19 protein-coding genes are annotated in these 14,928 nt (G+C 54.2%); 16 read left to right on the top strand and 3 right to left on the bottom strand.

Annotation, left to right across the window (positions count from 1 at the left end; genetic code table 11):
- The first annotated feature begins 135 nt into the window (after window positions 1-135).
- Window positions 136-756 carry a hypothetical protein gene (locus tag ACN9MU_RS07220; RefSeq protein ID WP_426344349.1) on the top strand — a complete coding sequence of 207 codons (621 nt, stop codon included), beginning with the start codon at window positions 136-138 and terminating at the stop codon, window positions 754-756.
- Between the two features lie 69 nt (window positions 757-825).
- Here the strand turns inward: ACN9MU_RS07220 and ACN9MU_RS07225 are convergent, their stop codons facing one another.
- A complete protein-coding gene (locus ACN9MU_RS07225; RefSeq protein ID WP_426321386.1) occupies window positions 826-3,132 on the bottom strand; it encodes a UvrD-helicase domain-containing protein in 2,307 nt (768 codons plus the stop codon).
- Between the two features lie 153 nt (window positions 3,133-3,285).
- Here ACN9MU_RS07225 and ACN9MU_RS07230 point away from each other — a divergent pair, with 153 nt between their 5' ends.
- The 8 genes from ACN9MU_RS07230 to ACN9MU_RS07265 all read left to right on the top strand — a co-directional run bounded on the left by ACN9MU_RS07230 (window position 3,286) and on the right by ACN9MU_RS07265 (window position 7,409).
- Complete coding sequence (locus ACN9MU_RS07230; RefSeq protein WP_426344350.1) at window positions 3,286-3,603, top strand: hypothetical protein; 318 nt, start codon at window positions 3,286-3,288, stop codon at window positions 3,601-3,603.
- Window positions 3,604-3,689: 86 nt separating this feature from the next.
- The gene (locus ACN9MU_RS07235) at window positions 3,690-3,977 is read left to right on the top strand and encodes a DUF2695 domain-containing protein (RefSeq protein WP_426169025.1); all 288 of its coding nucleotides are present in this window, start codon (window positions 3,690-3,692) and stop codon (window positions 3,975-3,977) included.
- A gap of 356 nt (window positions 3,978-4,333) precedes the next feature.
- Window positions 4,334-4,864 (top strand): hypothetical protein, encoded by a 531-nt coding sequence (locus ACN9MU_RS07240; protein ID WP_426344351.1) that lies wholly within the window; start codon window positions 4,334-4,336, stop codon window positions 4,862-4,864.
- Window positions 4,861-5,388: a hypothetical protein gene (locus ACN9MU_RS07245; protein ID WP_426344352.1), complete on the top strand. Its 528-nt coding sequence runs from the start codon at window positions 4,861-4,863 to the stop codon at window positions 5,386-5,388. Before ACN9MU_RS07240 ends, ACN9MU_RS07245 begins: the two co-directional genes overlap by 4 nt.
- A gap of 16 nt (window positions 5,389-5,404) precedes the next feature.
- Window positions 5,405-5,794 (top strand): hypothetical protein, encoded by a 390-nt coding sequence (locus ACN9MU_RS07250; RefSeq protein ID WP_426344353.1) that lies wholly within the window; start codon window positions 5,405-5,407, stop codon window positions 5,792-5,794.
- A gap of 100 nt (window positions 5,795-5,894) precedes the next feature.
- The gene (locus ACN9MU_RS07255) at window positions 5,895-6,449 is read left to right on the top strand and encodes a hypothetical protein (protein WP_426344354.1); all 555 of its coding nucleotides are present in this window, start codon (window positions 5,895-5,897) and stop codon (window positions 6,447-6,449) included.
- An 11-nt stretch (window positions 6,450-6,460) separates the two neighbouring features.
- Complete coding sequence (locus ACN9MU_RS07260; RefSeq protein WP_426344355.1) at window positions 6,461-6,874, top strand: hypothetical protein; 414 nt, start codon at window positions 6,461-6,463, stop codon at window positions 6,872-6,874.
- Between the two features lie 85 nt (window positions 6,875-6,959).
- Complete coding sequence (locus tag ACN9MU_RS07265) at window positions 6,960-7,409, top strand: hypothetical protein (RefSeq protein WP_426344356.1); 450 nt, start codon at window positions 6,960-6,962, stop codon at window positions 7,407-7,409.
- Between the two features lie 83 nt (window positions 7,410-7,492).
- On the opposite strand, the gene ACN9MU_RS07270 is transcribed toward ACN9MU_RS07265, so the two are convergent.
- Window positions 7,493-8,542 carry an IS481 family transposase gene (locus ACN9MU_RS07270; RefSeq protein ID WP_426317908.1) on the bottom strand — a complete coding sequence of 350 codons (1,050 nt, stop codon included), beginning with the start codon at window positions 8,540-8,542 and terminating at the stop codon, window positions 7,493-7,495.
- A 142-nt stretch (window positions 8,543-8,684) separates the two neighbouring features.
- Here ACN9MU_RS07270 and ACN9MU_RS07275 point away from each other — a divergent pair, with 142 nt between their 5' ends.
- The 3 genes from ACN9MU_RS07275 (at window position 8,685) to ACN9MU_RS07285 (ending at window position 10,028) form a co-directional block, all read left to right on the top strand.
- Entirely contained in the window at window positions 8,685-9,176 is a 492-nt protein-coding gene (locus ACN9MU_RS07275) for a DUF7716 domain-containing protein (RefSeq protein WP_426344872.1), read from the top strand.
- Between the two features lie 121 nt (window positions 9,177-9,297).
- Window positions 9,298-9,474 (top strand): hypothetical protein, encoded by a 177-nt coding sequence (locus ACN9MU_RS07280; protein ID WP_426344357.1) that lies wholly within the window; start codon window positions 9,298-9,300, stop codon window positions 9,472-9,474.
- A gap of 155 nt (window positions 9,475-9,629) precedes the next feature.
- A complete protein-coding gene (locus tag ACN9MU_RS07285; protein ID WP_426344873.1) occupies window positions 9,630-10,028 on the top strand; it encodes a DUF695 domain-containing protein in 399 nt (132 codons plus the stop codon).
- A 193-nt stretch (window positions 10,029-10,221) separates the two neighbouring features.
- On the opposite strand, the gene ACN9MU_RS07290 is transcribed toward ACN9MU_RS07285, so the two are convergent.
- On the bottom strand, window positions 10,222-10,458 hold the full coding sequence (locus tag ACN9MU_RS07290; RefSeq protein WP_426344358.1) for a hypothetical protein: 237 nt from the start codon (window positions 10,456-10,458) through the stop codon (window positions 10,222-10,224).
- Window positions 10,459-10,632: 174 nt separating this feature from the next.
- Between ACN9MU_RS07290 and ACN9MU_RS07295 the strand changes: the two genes are divergently transcribed.
- The 4 genes from ACN9MU_RS07295 (at window position 10,633) to ACN9MU_RS07310 (ending at window position 14,910) form a co-directional block, all read left to right on the top strand.
- A complete protein-coding gene (locus tag ACN9MU_RS07295) occupies window positions 10,633-10,914 on the top strand; it encodes a hypothetical protein (protein ID WP_426344359.1) in 282 nt (93 codons plus the stop codon).
- Between the two features lie 1,440 nt (window positions 10,915-12,354).
- On the top strand, window positions 12,355-12,855 hold the full coding sequence (locus tag ACN9MU_RS07300; protein WP_426344360.1) for a hypothetical protein: 501 nt from the start codon (window positions 12,355-12,357) through the stop codon (window positions 12,853-12,855).
- 141 nt (window positions 12,856-12,996) lie between these two features.
- A protein-coding gene (locus tag ACN9MU_RS07305; protein WP_426344361.1) for an IS3 family transposase occupies window positions 12,997-14,165 on the top strand; the annotation gives its coding sequence in 2 pieces (ribosomal slippage) (window positions 12,997-13,264 and window positions 13,264-14,165; 1,170 coding nt in all).
- 400 nt (window positions 14,166-14,565) lie between these two features.
- Window positions 14,566-14,910, top strand: coding sequence for an acyl carrier protein (locus tag ACN9MU_RS07310; RefSeq protein WP_426321390.1), 345 nt, complete (start codon window positions 14,566-14,568; stop codon window positions 14,908-14,910).
- The last annotated feature ends 18 nt before the right edge of the window (window positions 14,911-14,928 follow it).

A 14,928-nucleotide genomic window follows, 5' to 3' on the forward strand; every position in this document is an offset into this window, starting at 1 on the left:
TAACGATGGCGTCCACTGTAGGCTATGCTTCATTGCATGAATATTTCAAATAATCGCTTTTAGCTTATGCAAAAATGCAGATGACTGCTCGAACGAGTAGTTCGCGATAGCGAAGGTTATCTATTCGCAGGTTCGGTGCTGATGCACATTGAATCAAAATTTGCGTGCACCCTCGAATTTGAGGAGCACGATTCCAGGATGCAGCGGGCATTCCGGGCGGCAGGACCACATTGGCGAGATACCCCCGAAGCCGAAGCAATTGGCGGACACAAGTCAGTGGTCTACCTCGTTGGAAAAGGCGGATCACAAGATGCAGCAGAAGCGATGATGCGTTGCGCTGCCGCTTTGTTGAAGGCGGGAGGCCTGGGCGTAAAGGTGGAGAGCGCAGGCGTGGCTCACGCGCCCCAAGCCTGGCTGGATTATGTGGAGACCTTTCATTTGTTCAGCTCATTCGACGCCCTGGTGGTCTATGTCACGGGCGAGCAGGCATATTCCTGTGGGATGCACAACCTGGGTCTTCCGGACGCCATTACAGATGGTGTAGGACATGCAGGCGCCGCTGATCTGTTGCGAACATTCAATCGCCACCAGTTTGTGGAATCGCCTGAGTTGTTCGATGATCAAACGTTTGCGGAGGACGCAGAGGCAACAGTCTATCGCCTCAGGCAGGAGCCGAGCGTCGACTATGGCGAGGACTCCCCCTACAACAACCCTTACGGTTGCTGGCGCCTTACAAGTTTGGCAACCCGTCAGTAGGAAGGATCACAGATCCGGTGCAAGCCGTGGGAATGGGCGGAAATGCGAGCACTTCCGCCCGAGCCGGCATCAGAGCCGTTCCAGCTTGGCGACCGAGAGGTCGAGCACCTTCATGCCGAAGGAGCCGAAGTTGATTTGCGCGCGGCAGTTGGCGCCGCTGCCTTCGAGGTTGACGATCACGCCTTCGCCGAACTTGGCGTGAGCGACAGACTCGCCGATGCGCCAGCCGCCGGATGCACCGGAGCGCTCGTTCATGCGTGCAGCCAGGCGGTTGTCCGCGCTTGGCACGGAAGGCATTTCATCCCACGCCGACTTGCGCGAGCCGGTAGAGAACCAGTTGTTCTGCACACGCGCCGTCAACCACTTCAACGATTCCTCCGGCAGTTCGTCGAAGAAGCGCGACTTCATGTTGTAGCGCGTCTGGCCGTGCAGCATGCGGGTCTGGCAGAACGACATGTACAGCCGCTTGCGCGCGCGCGTGATCGCGACGTACATCAGGCGACGCTCCTCTTCCACGCCGCCTTCTTCCTTCGAGCTGCTCTCGTGCGGGAACAGGCCTTCTTCCAGGCCGGTGATGAAGACGTTGTCGAATTCCAGGCCCTTGGCCGAGTGCACCGTCATCAACTGCAGCGCATCCTGGCCTTCCTGCGCCTGGTTGTCGCCGGCTTCCAGCGAAGCGTGCGACAGGAAAGCTGACAGCGGCGACATCACGGTCGCCAGCGGAGCGTCTGCATCAATGATCTCGACACCATCGGCCACCACCACTTGCGCGCCCGCAGCTGCAGAGGCCTGCGGACCGAGGTGCGCAGGCGCGCCCTGGCCGAAGCCTTCCTCCGAAACGAACTGCGTTGCCGCGCTGACCATCTGCTCCAGGTTTTCGACGCGGTCGGCGCCTTCCTTCTCGTTCTGGTAATGCTGCAGCAGGCCGGAAGAATCCAGCGTGATCTTCACCAGTTCCGGCAGCGCCAGTTGCTGCGTCTCGAAACGCACGCCTTCAATCAGCTTGGTGAAGGCGGCCAGCGAGCTGCCAGCCTTGCCGACCATGTATGGCACGGCTGCATACAGCGAACAATTGTAAGTAGCCGCTGCATTCTGCAGTTGCTCGATCGAGCGCGCACCGATGCCGCGCGCAGGGAAGTTCACCACGCGCAGGAAAGCCGAATCGTTGTGCGGATTGTCCATTAACTGCAAGTAGGCGATGGCATGCTTGACCTCAGCGCGCTGGAAGTAGCGCAGGCCGCCGTACACGTGGTAAGGCATGCCGGCCGAGAACAGCGCATGTTCGATCACGCGCGATTGCGCATTCGAGCGGTACAGGATCGCGATCTCGCGGCGCAGGGCGCCTTCGGCAATCAGCGACTTGGCTTCCTCGATGATCCATTGCGCTTCCTGCAGGTCCGAGCTCGCCTCGTACACGCGAACTTGCTCGCCGTGGCCGGCGTCAGTGCGCAAGTTCTTGCCCAGGCGGCGGCTGTTGTTCGAGATCAGCAGGTTGGCTGAATCCAGGATGTGGCCGTGCGAGCGGTAGTTCTGTTCCAGCTTGATCAGGTTCTTGACCTGGAACTCGCTTTCGAAGGCCTGCATATTGCCCACGTTGGCGCCACGGAAGGCGTAGATGCTCTGGTCATCGTCGCCCACCGCGAACAGCGCGCCGCCGAACGGCGAGGCGTGGCCCGCCATCAGCTTCAGCCAGGCGTACTGCAGGTTGTTCGTATCCTGGAACTCGTCGACCAGGATGTGGCGGAAGCGCTGCTGGTAATGCTGGCGCAGCGGCTCGTTGCGCGACAACAGTTCGTAGGTGCGCAGCAGCAGTTCGGCGAAATCCACCACGCCTTCGCGCTGGCACTGATCGTCGTAGAGCTGGTAAAGCTCGACCAGCTTGCGCTCCAGCGCGTCGTAGGCCTCCACCTGCGAGGCGCGCAATCCCTGGTCTTTGTTGTTGTTGATGAAGTACATCACCTGCTTCGGCGGGAACTTCTCGTCGTCGATATTGTTCGCTTTCAGCAGGCGCTTGATCATCGACAGCTGGTCCTGCGAATCGAGGATCTGGAAAGTCTGCGGCAGCGCAGCATCCTTGTAGTGGGTGCGCAGCAAGCGGTTGCACAGGCCGTGGAAAGTGCCGATCCACATGCCGCGTGTATTGATCGGCAACATGGCGCTCAAACGGGTGAGCATTTCCTTGGCCGCTTTATTGGTAAAGGTCACCGCCAGCACGCCGGCCGGAGAGACCTGGCCAGTCTGGATCAGCCACGCGATACGGGTGGTCAGCACACGCGTTTTGCCCGATCCGGCGCCGGCCAGGATCAGGGCGTTTTGCGGTGGCAGGGTGACTGCTGCGAGTTGTTCGGGATTGAGGTTGTGGAGGAGATTTTGCATGCCGCCATTATACCGGCGGTGCGCTTGGAAGGCCGTCTGGCCGCCGCCATAGCTAGTTGGTTATGGCTTGGAGATTGATTGCCAGAGTGTTAGACGTCATAATGATGTTTGTTAAAACGTCAATATGACATCGAATTCACGTTGGGCTGTGTAATGGAGCTATCCGAATACTTTGAACAATTTGAACGGCGCCTGAACGTTGAAGTCGGGACCGGTTTCCCTGCCAACATCGCAGCGGAGATCGCCGCTGCACATTCCATTGGTTTGAGTCTTGAGCAACTTCAGCAATTTCTTGCCCGTCGTACTGAAATCACCAGCGTTGCCGTTGCTTTGAAAGGGCATACGCTCTCGGTAGAAAAAATTGAACGAATCCTTTCTACTCGTCGTAAGGGGCTAATCTATCCAAAAGACATTTTGGGAGCAGGATTTTCGAAAGACGAAATCTTGGAGAACTTCCATGCTGATTTATGAGCGAACTGCCCAACAATTCATTCAACACGGACGCGCTGACGCGCGCCGGTTAATTCAAACACGTTGGGCTGCTGGATCGAAAACTAATGGATAACACCGACCGTAATCGTAAACGTGCGTGGAAAGTCGAACAGAAAATCCAGGCGCGAGCGTCCTTCCCGCTCAAAGACGAATTGATGGAGCAGCTCTTTTCTGCTGTCGATCAGGCGCTGGAAGCTGAAGGATGCGATCACACCCTCCGATTCACTGAGTCTTGGCTCGATCGCAGTGGCTTCGATCGGCAGGCCCCGATCGCCTGGCTCAAAGAACATGGCGGGTACTGCGACTGTGAAGTCATTGCGAACGCTTGCGATCACTGGGAGCAAAATCGGTGAACATTAGCTTTTCTATGCCCAACCCTTCCGTCAACCGAACCTCCGCATCGCTTCGCGCTGCTACGGCCGGTTACGTCCCACGTTGGGCCGCATGATGAAAGAAGAAGGGAAGCGCTGCGATGAATGCGGAAGCCCGTTCGTGGCAGCTCGTTCGCCGATGGCTTCGTTATGTGCCGAGTGTGCCTCGGCTCTGTACAGATATCCGGCATGCGAGCACCTATTTGAAAATGGTCGCTGCAAAACCTGTGGCTGGGACGGCAGTCGCTCCGAGTACGTGGGTGTTCTTCGCCCAACTGTTCATTCAACACGGACGCGCTGACGCGCGCCGGTTAATTGAACCACGTTGGGAGTTTTGAGTGCGTAAACTTATCGCCGGTATCGCGGCATTAATAACCACAAGCGCCGCTTCAGGTACTGCGCAGCCCGTTGGTTCGAAGCAGATCAACTACCGCGGGGGCTTAGTCGAGTTTTCCATACCAGCGGCATGGGTCGAAGAGTATGAACCCGAGGGCGGCGGCACATTCTATGAGCCAGGCGACGGTACGGGCACGCTCAGGCTGAATGTCATTTCGGCGAAGCCACCGAATTCGGACGCAAAGTTGACGAGTGATCGAGTCCTTGCGCAGATCGGTCACCCCGCATCTGAACTCCTTCCGAACGGGAATGCCATTTCAACGAAGGTCTCAAGAGAAACCGAGCAAGGAACTCCGCTCATAACCTTTTGGTGGCACGTGGCGAATGTGGTGAGCCCAACGCACGTTCGAATCGCGAACTTCAGTTATACGATATTGAGCTCTAACGAAGGAACTGCGCTTGCAAAATCAGAACTATCCTTTCTTGAGAAATCAATTCGAAACGCTAGTTTTAGTTCGGTGACTGGAAAGTGACCTATCCCAACTTTTCCATCAACACGGACGCGCTGGCGCGCGCCGGTTATGGCCCACGCTGGGAGAATCAATTGCGCGGTATTCTTGCAGTCCTGTTTATGGCCGTGCTTCCTTTAGCATCGGCGACTAAAGTTCAAGACATGCCTTTGAAAGACATGGTTCAAGGGGCAACGCAGATCGCAGTGGCAACGAGTGATTCTGTTTATGGGCGAACTGCTGACGGCTCGATCCTTCTGAAAGGGCAATTCCGAACCGGCCCTGGGCTGGGAAACGTCCTCGTGTCAAAAATGCGAATTGTTCGCGTGCTTCGCGGAAATGCTTTACGCAAAGGAGAGGTCCGCGACGTTGAGTTCTGGCCGGGGTGGCATATGGACACAGACTTGGCTGCAAAGTCGGATCACTATCCGGTAATTCTGATGCTAAAGGAATCCGAAGGTTCATTGGTCCCTGTTTTCCCACCGGAGCCTTGGATCGATAGTCGTTTGGAAAAAGATGTTCTCGGCTTGTTGAAGGTCAAGAAATGAGTCATGCATACTTTTTTTGTCCCAACCCATCATTCCAGCGGACGCCTGCGGCGCCGTTGAATTCAACACGTTGGATTTCTGCCTAAATATGCCAGTTCTTTACACCCCTGATCATCCGCAATTTGAAATGCCGGATCTGCGCGAACTTGTGGAGAATCTTGGGTTCGCATCCGAAGCGACAACCCTTGGCGGGCTGCTTGAGGAGTACGAATCTTCTACTGGATTTTGCTTCGCACTTCATGATCCGCCAAAGTACTTCCGTTACTTTGGCAACGACTTCAAGCCCGAATTTATCTTGGTTGACATCCATGTGATGCGCAATGGAATTGAAATATGCCCCAAGCAAGCACTCGACTTTCCACTTGAGCCGAATGATGTTGTAGAAGCGGGAGTGTTAATTTGCTGAATTTCTACAATCGCAACACGTTTTGTTCCGACCATTTGTTCCAGCAGACGCCTGACGGTGCCGCTGAACAGCGACGTTGGGCGGATTGAGTTCAGTGACTATGGCAACAATTGAAATCATCAACGAACCACGTTACTCGTTTGGATCGTCGGACAATGCTCGGCGATATTCGGTTGAACTGGATCTTTCTGGAGACTATCGCCCAAGCTCCGCGCATGGCGTAATGATCGATGGAGATCCTGTCGCAGTCATTGGCGCAGGCGGTGGCGCCACAGGTGTTCATTCAAACACACTGCTTGAAATCAATGGTTGCGCTTATGTCGCCGTCGGACCTTACATTGTTTGCTTTGGGACTGCGCCATTTGAGTTTCACTGGTCGTTGGAGGCTGATTCAGCAACTTGCTTTGGTCTCTACTACCACAAACCCACCGGATCACTGATATCGCACGGCGAGTTGGAGATTGCCCGCTTCAACTCTTCTGGCAAGGTTCTATGGTCGGCTTCCGGGGCAGACATTTTTACAGAAGGTTTCTCTTTGCAGCGAGATCATATTGAGGTAGTCGACTTTAATGGTGAGGTCTACCATTTCGGATACGATGATGGTCACGTTATGGCCCAACCTAGAATTCCAGCGGACGCCTCACAGCGCCGCTGAATTGGCACGTTATGCCTAAGATGATCCTGAACTGGGAACGCCCCCTATACAAATTGCATGCAGATTTGGCTGCTTCAACATCATCAGTTGCGGACGCCGACGTGCTGTTCGTGATCGATGGAATTGAGCGCTCGCTGCAAACAAACTGCGACAGCGCCGCTCAATACCTTTTTTTCGCAATCGCGCCTATCTGCCAAAGCAAACCATACCTGGAAAGTGCATTGCTCCCTATTGCGCTGCGTCCGCTATACGCTCTCGGCATCGAAACTGAGGCCGCCGTATCAGAATGGCTCAAAGACTTCCTCGCTCGAGGCAAACCGTACGTTGATTTATCGGAGAGCGGGCGTACCTGGCTTGAGCGCGCGGTGTCTAGTCCGAACACCTTTCAATCAGCCCTCTCCAAATTGGTCGTGGCAGGTGAGTGAGCCTCCTAATCTGCATAACACTTCCGTCAACCGGACCGCTACATCGCTGCGCGCTGTAGCGTCCGGCTACGTCAAACGTTAGCCAATGAAGAACGCCAACGACTACTTTGAACTGATTGCAGCAACGGCTGATTTGGATGATCCGAGTGAGGTGGCTCTCGCTCAGAAGTTTATGATCGACGCGCTGTATCGGGTAACTGACGATTTACCACTTCAAGCCCGAGATGCCGCTGCAGTGGCAAATCGATTTTCGACCGGGGTGGCGACTGAGTCCGACCTTGAAAAAGAGCGAGTTCGCCTGTGGAATTCAATCAACGGGCGAGATATGTCTCAAGATGCTGATGTACTGCGTACTCGAACGGCAATTCATGTACTGTACCCGCCAGAGGCTCTCGATATGCACGATACTCTGGCTTCCTTCTTGGGGTTCTGGTTTGGAGGTGGCCTGAGTGAATCTAAGCTTTCCGCTGTGCTTGCGAACGACTATGGGCTAACAATCAATTCCAGCGGATCGCCTGTGGCGCCCGCTGAATAATCACGTTGGGCCCAAGAGCAATGACTTGTAGTGGTCGCGATCTGATCGGACAGTGACCCGGTTTGGACATCGGCGCTGTCAGATCAAATTCCGTCGTTCAGTGCGATGATTTTATCGCGCCACGCCTCCTTTCCGTCAATTAGAGTTTGCATCGGCGTCCGGCCACAGCACATCTTCCCTTGATGCGTGCGCTCGTTGTTGTAGTAGCGAAGCCATTCGTCGACGTCCGCCTGCAGTTCATCGATGCTCCGATAGATCCTGCGTCGAAACGCCACCTGGTAAAACTCCTGCAGGATGGTCTTGTGGAAGCGCTCACAGATACCGTTGGTCTGAGGGTGTCGGACTTTGGTCTTGGTGTGTTCGATTTCGTTCAGCGCCAGATACAGCTGGTAATCGTGCTTCTCCGGCTTCCCGCAGTATTCGGTACCTCGGTCGGTGAGGATCCGGATAACGCCCATCCCTTGTTCCTCCATAAACGGCAAGACCCTGTCGTTAAGAAGATCTGCCGCAGTAATCGGGGTCTTCGTGCTGTACAACTTGGCGGCAGCCCACTTGGAGTAAGTGTCCACGAAGGTCTGCTGATAAATCCGTCCGACGCCTTTGATCGTGCCGACGTAAAACGTGTCCTGACTTCCGAGATAGCCAGGATGTGCAGTCTCAATCTCGCCAAAGGCAACGTCATCTTCTTGCTTGCGCTCGAGTGCTACCACCTGCGCCTCTGTCAGTACATCCCCGGTTTCCGCAACGTGCCGCTCAAGCGCAGAAAGGCGCTTCCTAAAGGACTCCAGGTCATGCCGCAGCCAAATTGACCTGACGCCCGATGCCGAGACGAAGATGCCGCGCTTGCGTAGCTCATTGGACGTCCGAACTTGACCGAATGCCGGCTGTTCCAACGAAAAGCCTACTACGGCCGTCTCGATGGCTTCATCGACGCGATTCTTGACGTTGGGCTTCTTGCGATTGGCGTCGATGAGCGCGTCCACGCCGCCAGTCTCCATGGCAGACTGATAGCGATAGAAAGTGTCACGGGAAAAGCCCATCACCTTGCAGGCGCGGGACACGTTGCCAAGTTCGGCGGCCAGATTCAGCAGGCCGACCTTGTGTTTAATGACGTTCTGAGGAACACTACGCATGGGGTTACTCCTTTGCGCTAACGCGCAGGTTTAATAAAGATTCGCACCTCTATCAAACCGGGTAACCCCACCCTTGGCAAGGCCTTACTGTACGATCAGATCTGAACTACTACAAATGACTACCTCAGTACGTTCGTTAACAATGCGCTTCGCGCTTCGCGCTGCCGCGGCCGCAAAACTAGAGGACGGTTGGCTTTATCTGCCCTGCGACGAAAATCCTAGCCTTGATTCTGCTTGCCTATTGGTCGTTTCTGATTCAGATGATGACCCTCAGGCTATCGCAAGTGAACACGGGTTCCCTTCGGAGGGCTTGGACACGCCAACGATTGAGGACACGGTAAACGCTGCTCGGCAATTCCAAGACTCTCCGTCGGACGAACTCATGCTGGAGTCCTTTATTTATTATTGGCGCTTTGATGCATGGTTGCCTGAGCCTGGAGCACCGGAACCCGCTCCTTGGGAAGGAGCGAAGCTCAAGTGGGATAGAGAGTTCCTTGATTCATTGGGTGCCGAACGACCGACGGAGCCGTGCCATGCCGAGGGATGCCCGCGCGGTGCGATTCATCACAGCGTTCTTTGTCGGATACATCACTTCGAAATGATCAGGAAGGAACCATGTCCGTTTCTGGAGTAGGTATTTGCCCAACAATTTGCTCAACCGGACACGCCGATCGCTTCGCGTTTGTCGTGCCGGTTGGCACGGCACGTTGGGCCAAACCTGAGCTCACGTCTGCTTTAGGCACATGAATACCCTCATGGATAAGATTGAAGACTACTCTACCCAATTCGTCTTGCTGCCCGAGTATGATTGCATCTTGGTCGCCTCTTGGGACGACACCAACGTTGCCTTCTTCAACTCCAGAGAGCGTGCCGAACCACTTATCTCTCTTGCAAAAGACTGCGGATTGCATTGCCTTGAATTCGACGCTTAAGCCTAACCCACTATTCAACCGGACGGCTTCCGCGCTGCGCGCTCCAGCCGCCGATTATCGTACAAGTTATGCCTGAAAAAACTTAGCTATGTGGCCCTTCAAAAAAAAAACACCTCCCAATAGAAACGCTCGACGATGATAATCACAAGTGGTCGATCGCCGAAGCGAAGGGAAACGGCGGTCCGATGATTGTCCGTTTCAACGAAACGGCAAAGTCGTGGGCTAAGCACCCAGCACTTGATATCCGCGTTGGCTTTGCCGTTCCTTTGAAGCAGGCAAATCCGGATGGGCTACCTGTCCCCGAAGAGAATCAGGAGCTCTCCCTCGTCGAAGACTCGATTCTCTCCCAAGTCCGAAAGTTGGGGCCATCGATTCAAGTCCTAGCCATTACAACCGGGACCTTTAAGGAATTCGTGTTCTACGTTGGCAACGCTGCAGGCATTGCCGATGTCCACAAACAAATCATGTCTGATGTAACTTCACTTGAAGTTCAATGTGTAGCAGAGCGGGATCCAAAGTGGAGCGTCTATGACGTTTTTGCGAAATTCGCATAACAATTCCGTCAACCGGACTCACGGAAATGGCCAACTGGTGGCTGAGGTACACTATGAAAATGGTAAGGAAGTCGGCACCTGGAACTCCTGGAACGCCGACAGTCAAAAGGAGTAGTAATTGTTTTGACCTTCTGCTCCAGCGGACGTGCTACAGCGGGCGATGCCCGCTTCCGCTCGCCGCTGAGCAATCACGTTATGCCTTATGATTAGCCGCCCCAAATCGCACTTGCCATTTATCTCTGGTGTGCTTACTTTCCTTCTCTTTGTTGCGGCTGGCGCACTGTCGGCGAACTTGATCGGCGTTGTATGCGTATGCCTCGTAAGCTTTTGCGTTGGTGCTAGTGGCTTTGCGCGCTTCAGCGAATTTGCGGGAGGCATCCTCGCTGCGCTGGTCGCGTGCTGCATGCTTGGCTTCGCTCTTGGTGATCAACTCTCGTCCACCATGATCATGCTCCCAATTATCGCAACCCTTGTGTTCTTCTATTGTGGTGTAACATTTTTACTTGGCTGGATATCCGCGAAGCTTTTTCATCGCATAACAATTCATTCAACACGGACGCGCTGACGCGTCGGTTAATTCAAACACGTTCGGCCACAAAATAAGATGACAACAACAGACCTGATGACTGTGAATTGCGGGCCTCACGGGGAACGAATTGCGACGGTGGTTTGCAGGCACATGCTTCAATCCGAGCCAGCACCAGCGGGATTCATTGAAAATTCTGATGACCCGAACGATCTGCAGGCGTGGTGTTATCACTGCGAAGAAAAATTTTTAGAAGAAGGCGGCATGACGGACGCGTTCAAAAAATTCAACGAAATGGCCATAGTGTGCGTCGTATGTTACGAGGAAGCCAAGGCGCGGCACACAATCAAAACCAGCTAGTCATGATAAATGCAGCAATTCGCCGAACAGTTCATTCAACCGGACGCGCTAAAACGCGCCGGTTAATTCATGAGTCGAAGCGTCCTTCGAACACGTCACAGATTTGCTTGCGGAGTAAGGGCTTCTTGAACAGATTACGGCGGCGTATAGGCTTCTTGATGACGTGCGCGATTCAGTCCTCTGGCCAAAGACGTTTCAAGGTGTATTTGAAATCGCATGATCAGTGATCGGAGCCGCACGGCTTCAAGCAGGGTCGTGGCTATCAGGTCTACTTATTCAAGGAGTTCGTATAATGCCCAACAATTTCGTTAATCGGACCCCAGCATCGTGCCGCGCTGCAATAGCCGGTCAAGTCCAACTTTAAGCATCATGAACATCTCTCGCAGTCGATTCGAACAATATCAATGTGCCGACTACCTCACTTCAGTCTGGAGCGTGGACGGTCTTTGGGATGAGGCTTCCTGCCTTTGGCTTCTGGAACCGTTATCTCAAATCGACGAAATCGGCGAGAGGGGCTTCTTACAAGTTGGACGTGCCGGTGTCGATGGAATTGGATTTGGATATCGGCTCGGGTATGAGGGATTCTGGGCGTATTACCCGATGGAAGATCACTTTGAGATTTTGTCTCCATCGATAACCGAGTTTGTAGAGGGGTGGCAAGCCGGTACGATTGCGGTATAGGCTCACTTTGCATTCCGGCCGACGCCTTCGGTGCGACCGAACCCACACGTTAAGTACGCAGGCCCTGAAGGGGAAATTTTTAGGTTGAATATGAACGAATCACAAAGCACCACTGGACAGACATCCGCGAAGCAGCCCAACGCGGGCCTCTACGAAAAATTCATTCACGGTGAGTTTGGCCTTGCGAAAACATATTGGTTATTTGGAGTTCTTCCCAATTTCCTTGTCAACATCGCGCTACGTACTGTAGCGTCGGATGACTTGGCGTACTGGATTGGAGCCACGTTCCTGATCTATTTGTGTGTCTTGCTCGTGGCGCTTTGGAACGCGGGGCGGAAATACACTGGGTCCAAGATCTGGTCGGTCCTAGCCTTCCTTGTAGTATTGTCGGCAGTACTGCGGAGCATAGGTCCGGTTCTCAATATGGGAAAGAGCTAGCGCGAATGCCCAATCATTCAATCCGGCGGACGCCTGACGGTGACGTTGAACCTGCGCGCCAGGCGTCATGCTTACTAGACCCGATATCATCCAACGGCGCTCGAGGCGACATGGACGGCGCCTGCCACTCGAAGCCTGTTTCTGGACGAATCGACCTTGAGCAAAAGTACGCTGAAGCCATACTGGCGTCTTGGGTTCCACGACATATTCGTAAGTCGTATATTCGTGACGCAAAAAAACGAAACGTCCCAACAATGCCGCCGGCCGCCGTCCTCGGGATGGCTGAACGGTTATGTTGTCATGATCTAGAAAGAGCCTCTTATGAGTCAGTTCCAACGGCTGAAAACGTTATTCATGATCCTGCTAATGAGTACTTCGTTACAGGGATGCGTGGGCCTTGTTCAGTATGGAGAAAAGACGACGCAAACTGAGATGCCGAGCGTTTCACTCAGTGCAAAGTCTCCATCCGCTAATCCGCCTGCAATCTCTCCAGGAACTGATAAGCAAGACGGTCGCTGGATTTCGACACCGACCACCAGCTGGATGCGGGAAAACTGGGGCAACCCGACACGCGTGAAGGCAGTTTCAGAAGAACCGAAAGCCGAACTATGGACTTACGAGTTCGACACAATTTGGGGTGGAGTGATGCCTATTTTCTTGGTCCTGCCAATCCCACTTCGTGCACCGACTGGCAAGGAAAAAATCGAGTTCTTGCTGCAAGACGATCGTGTTATTCGTGCCACCGTGACGCAAGCTACTTACCAGTATGGCGGTGTTTTCCTCTTTTCCCCAGAGGGCCCATTTGTCAGGTCATTCCGTTGAATGGTAAGGGGTTCTAATGCCGATCTTTACAGAAGGACGGTTCACGCAGGTAATGAAAGGCCTCGGTCGTTTCTTGTTATGAGGTAACCTGACTTTTTCGGACACTCTCGTTTGTTAAACTTAGCAACGGGAGAAGCATTTATGAAATCGAAGACATACACACCGGAGTTCCGGGCAGAGGCGGTCAAACTAGTCCTCGCACAGGGACTGACACTGGAGGAAGCCGCGCAGCGGCTTGACATTCCTAAGGGAACACTGGGGACTTGGGTTAACGCTGCAAAGCGAAGCAATGATACTGGGGCTGCTCCCGGTAGTCGCAGCGTGGCGGAGCTTGAAGCGGAAGTGGCTAGGCTGCGCAAAGAATTGGCCGTTGAACGCATGGAGAAGGAAGTGCTAAAAAAAGCAACGGCGTACTTTGCAAGGGAGTCGCTGCCAGGTACGCGTTCATGAAGTCGGTGCGACTCGACGGATACCCGACGGATTTGCTTTGCAGGGTCTTCAATGTCTCTCGCAGCGGCTTTTACGCATGGCAGGGGCGCAAGCCGTCGCGCCGCGCTCAGGAGGACGCCAAGCTGAAGGTGGCGATTCAGGCCGTGCATCAGCAATCGCGCGAAACCTATGGCACGCTGCGCGTTCATCCTGAACTGAAGGAGCAAGGATTTGAGGCCGGGCGTGATCGCGTCGCCAAGTTGCGGACAGAACTTGGTCTGCGCTGCAGACAAAAGCGCAAGTTCAAGGCCACCACCAATTCCGGGCATGACATGCCGGTCGCGCCGAACTTGTTGAACCAAACGTTCCTGCCGACGCGGCCAAACGAAGCCTGGGTGGCAGACATCACCTACATCGCGACTGAGGAAGGCTGGCTCTATCTGGCCGGCGTGAAGGACGTTTTCACCTGCGAGCTGGTGGGGTATGCGATGGGGCCACGCATGACGCAGGACTTGACGGCGCAAGCCTTGTGGCGGGCTGTGCGCAACAAAAGACCGGCGGCGGGATTGATCCATCATTCTGATCGCGGCAGTCAATACTGCGCCGAGAAATACAGGAAACTGCAGAACCAATTCGGAATGCAGACTTCGATGTCGCGCAAGGGAAACTGCTTCGACAACGCGCCGATGGAGAGCTTCTGGGGCAGCTTGAAAAATGAGCTGGTTCATCATCGTCGCTTTGCATGCAGGTCTGAAGCGCAGGCGGCCATTACGGAGTACATCGAGATCTTCTACAACCGCCAACGGCGTCATTCGCGCCTTGGCTACAAATCGCCGGCACGCTTTGCGGCAGACTTCAACAAGGAAGTGCTGGCAGCTTGAGACGAGAGTGTCCACCATTGACAGTACACCTCATTAAGCCCAGGCCCGATCGAACTCGCAAGAAGGAGGAAGAGAGATCTTGAGCGGGAACGGTCCACGCTCACTGCAAGTGCTAGTCCTGACGAACACGCTCAGCTCAGCGCGCTGATTGACTTTGAAGAGGAGTTCATCCGTTCTATGTCGGAGCGAGCGGCTGAAAAAAGGAAGCGGGACTATTCGGTCAGCGCAAAAGGCATTCTTCAACTCTTGGGGTTGTCCGTGCTCGTGCTTTTCGTCGTCGTTTGGCTAAGGTGATTGTCATCCACGTCAGGAGGCAGGCATCAAAACTTTCGTGATAATTCTATGCCTCGTCGCGTTGGCGCTCGCTGTTGTGCGACTCGACTCCTGGCGGCGGAAAAGAATGATTGAGCGTGCCTTCCAGGGGCGCGCATCGCTCACGCCTGAGAAGTTCTATGAAACGTATTTTCTGAAGAAGGGCTTTTCACTTTCTGTGGTGGCTGGCGTGCGAGACGTGCTCGAAACGCAGCTTTCTGCAGACTTGTCTCGGCTTGTAGATACCGATGATTTTTCTAAGAACCTGAGTTTCTTTTGGTCCTTTGACTCGATGGCGGACGTGGAAGTGGTGTGTGCGTTGGAAGAACGGTTTCACATTGAGATCTCGGACGACGAAGCCTTGAACACCCACACGGTTGAAGACATCGTAAGTCTTGTACATAAAAAAACTGGAGTACAGGGGCAACCGTGAGCCATGGTACATTCCGAT

The organism is Pseudoduganella sp. R-32, from assembly GCF_049913245.1.
GTDB lineage: Bacteria > Pseudomonadota > Gammaproteobacteria > Burkholderiales > Burkholderiaceae_D > Rugamonas.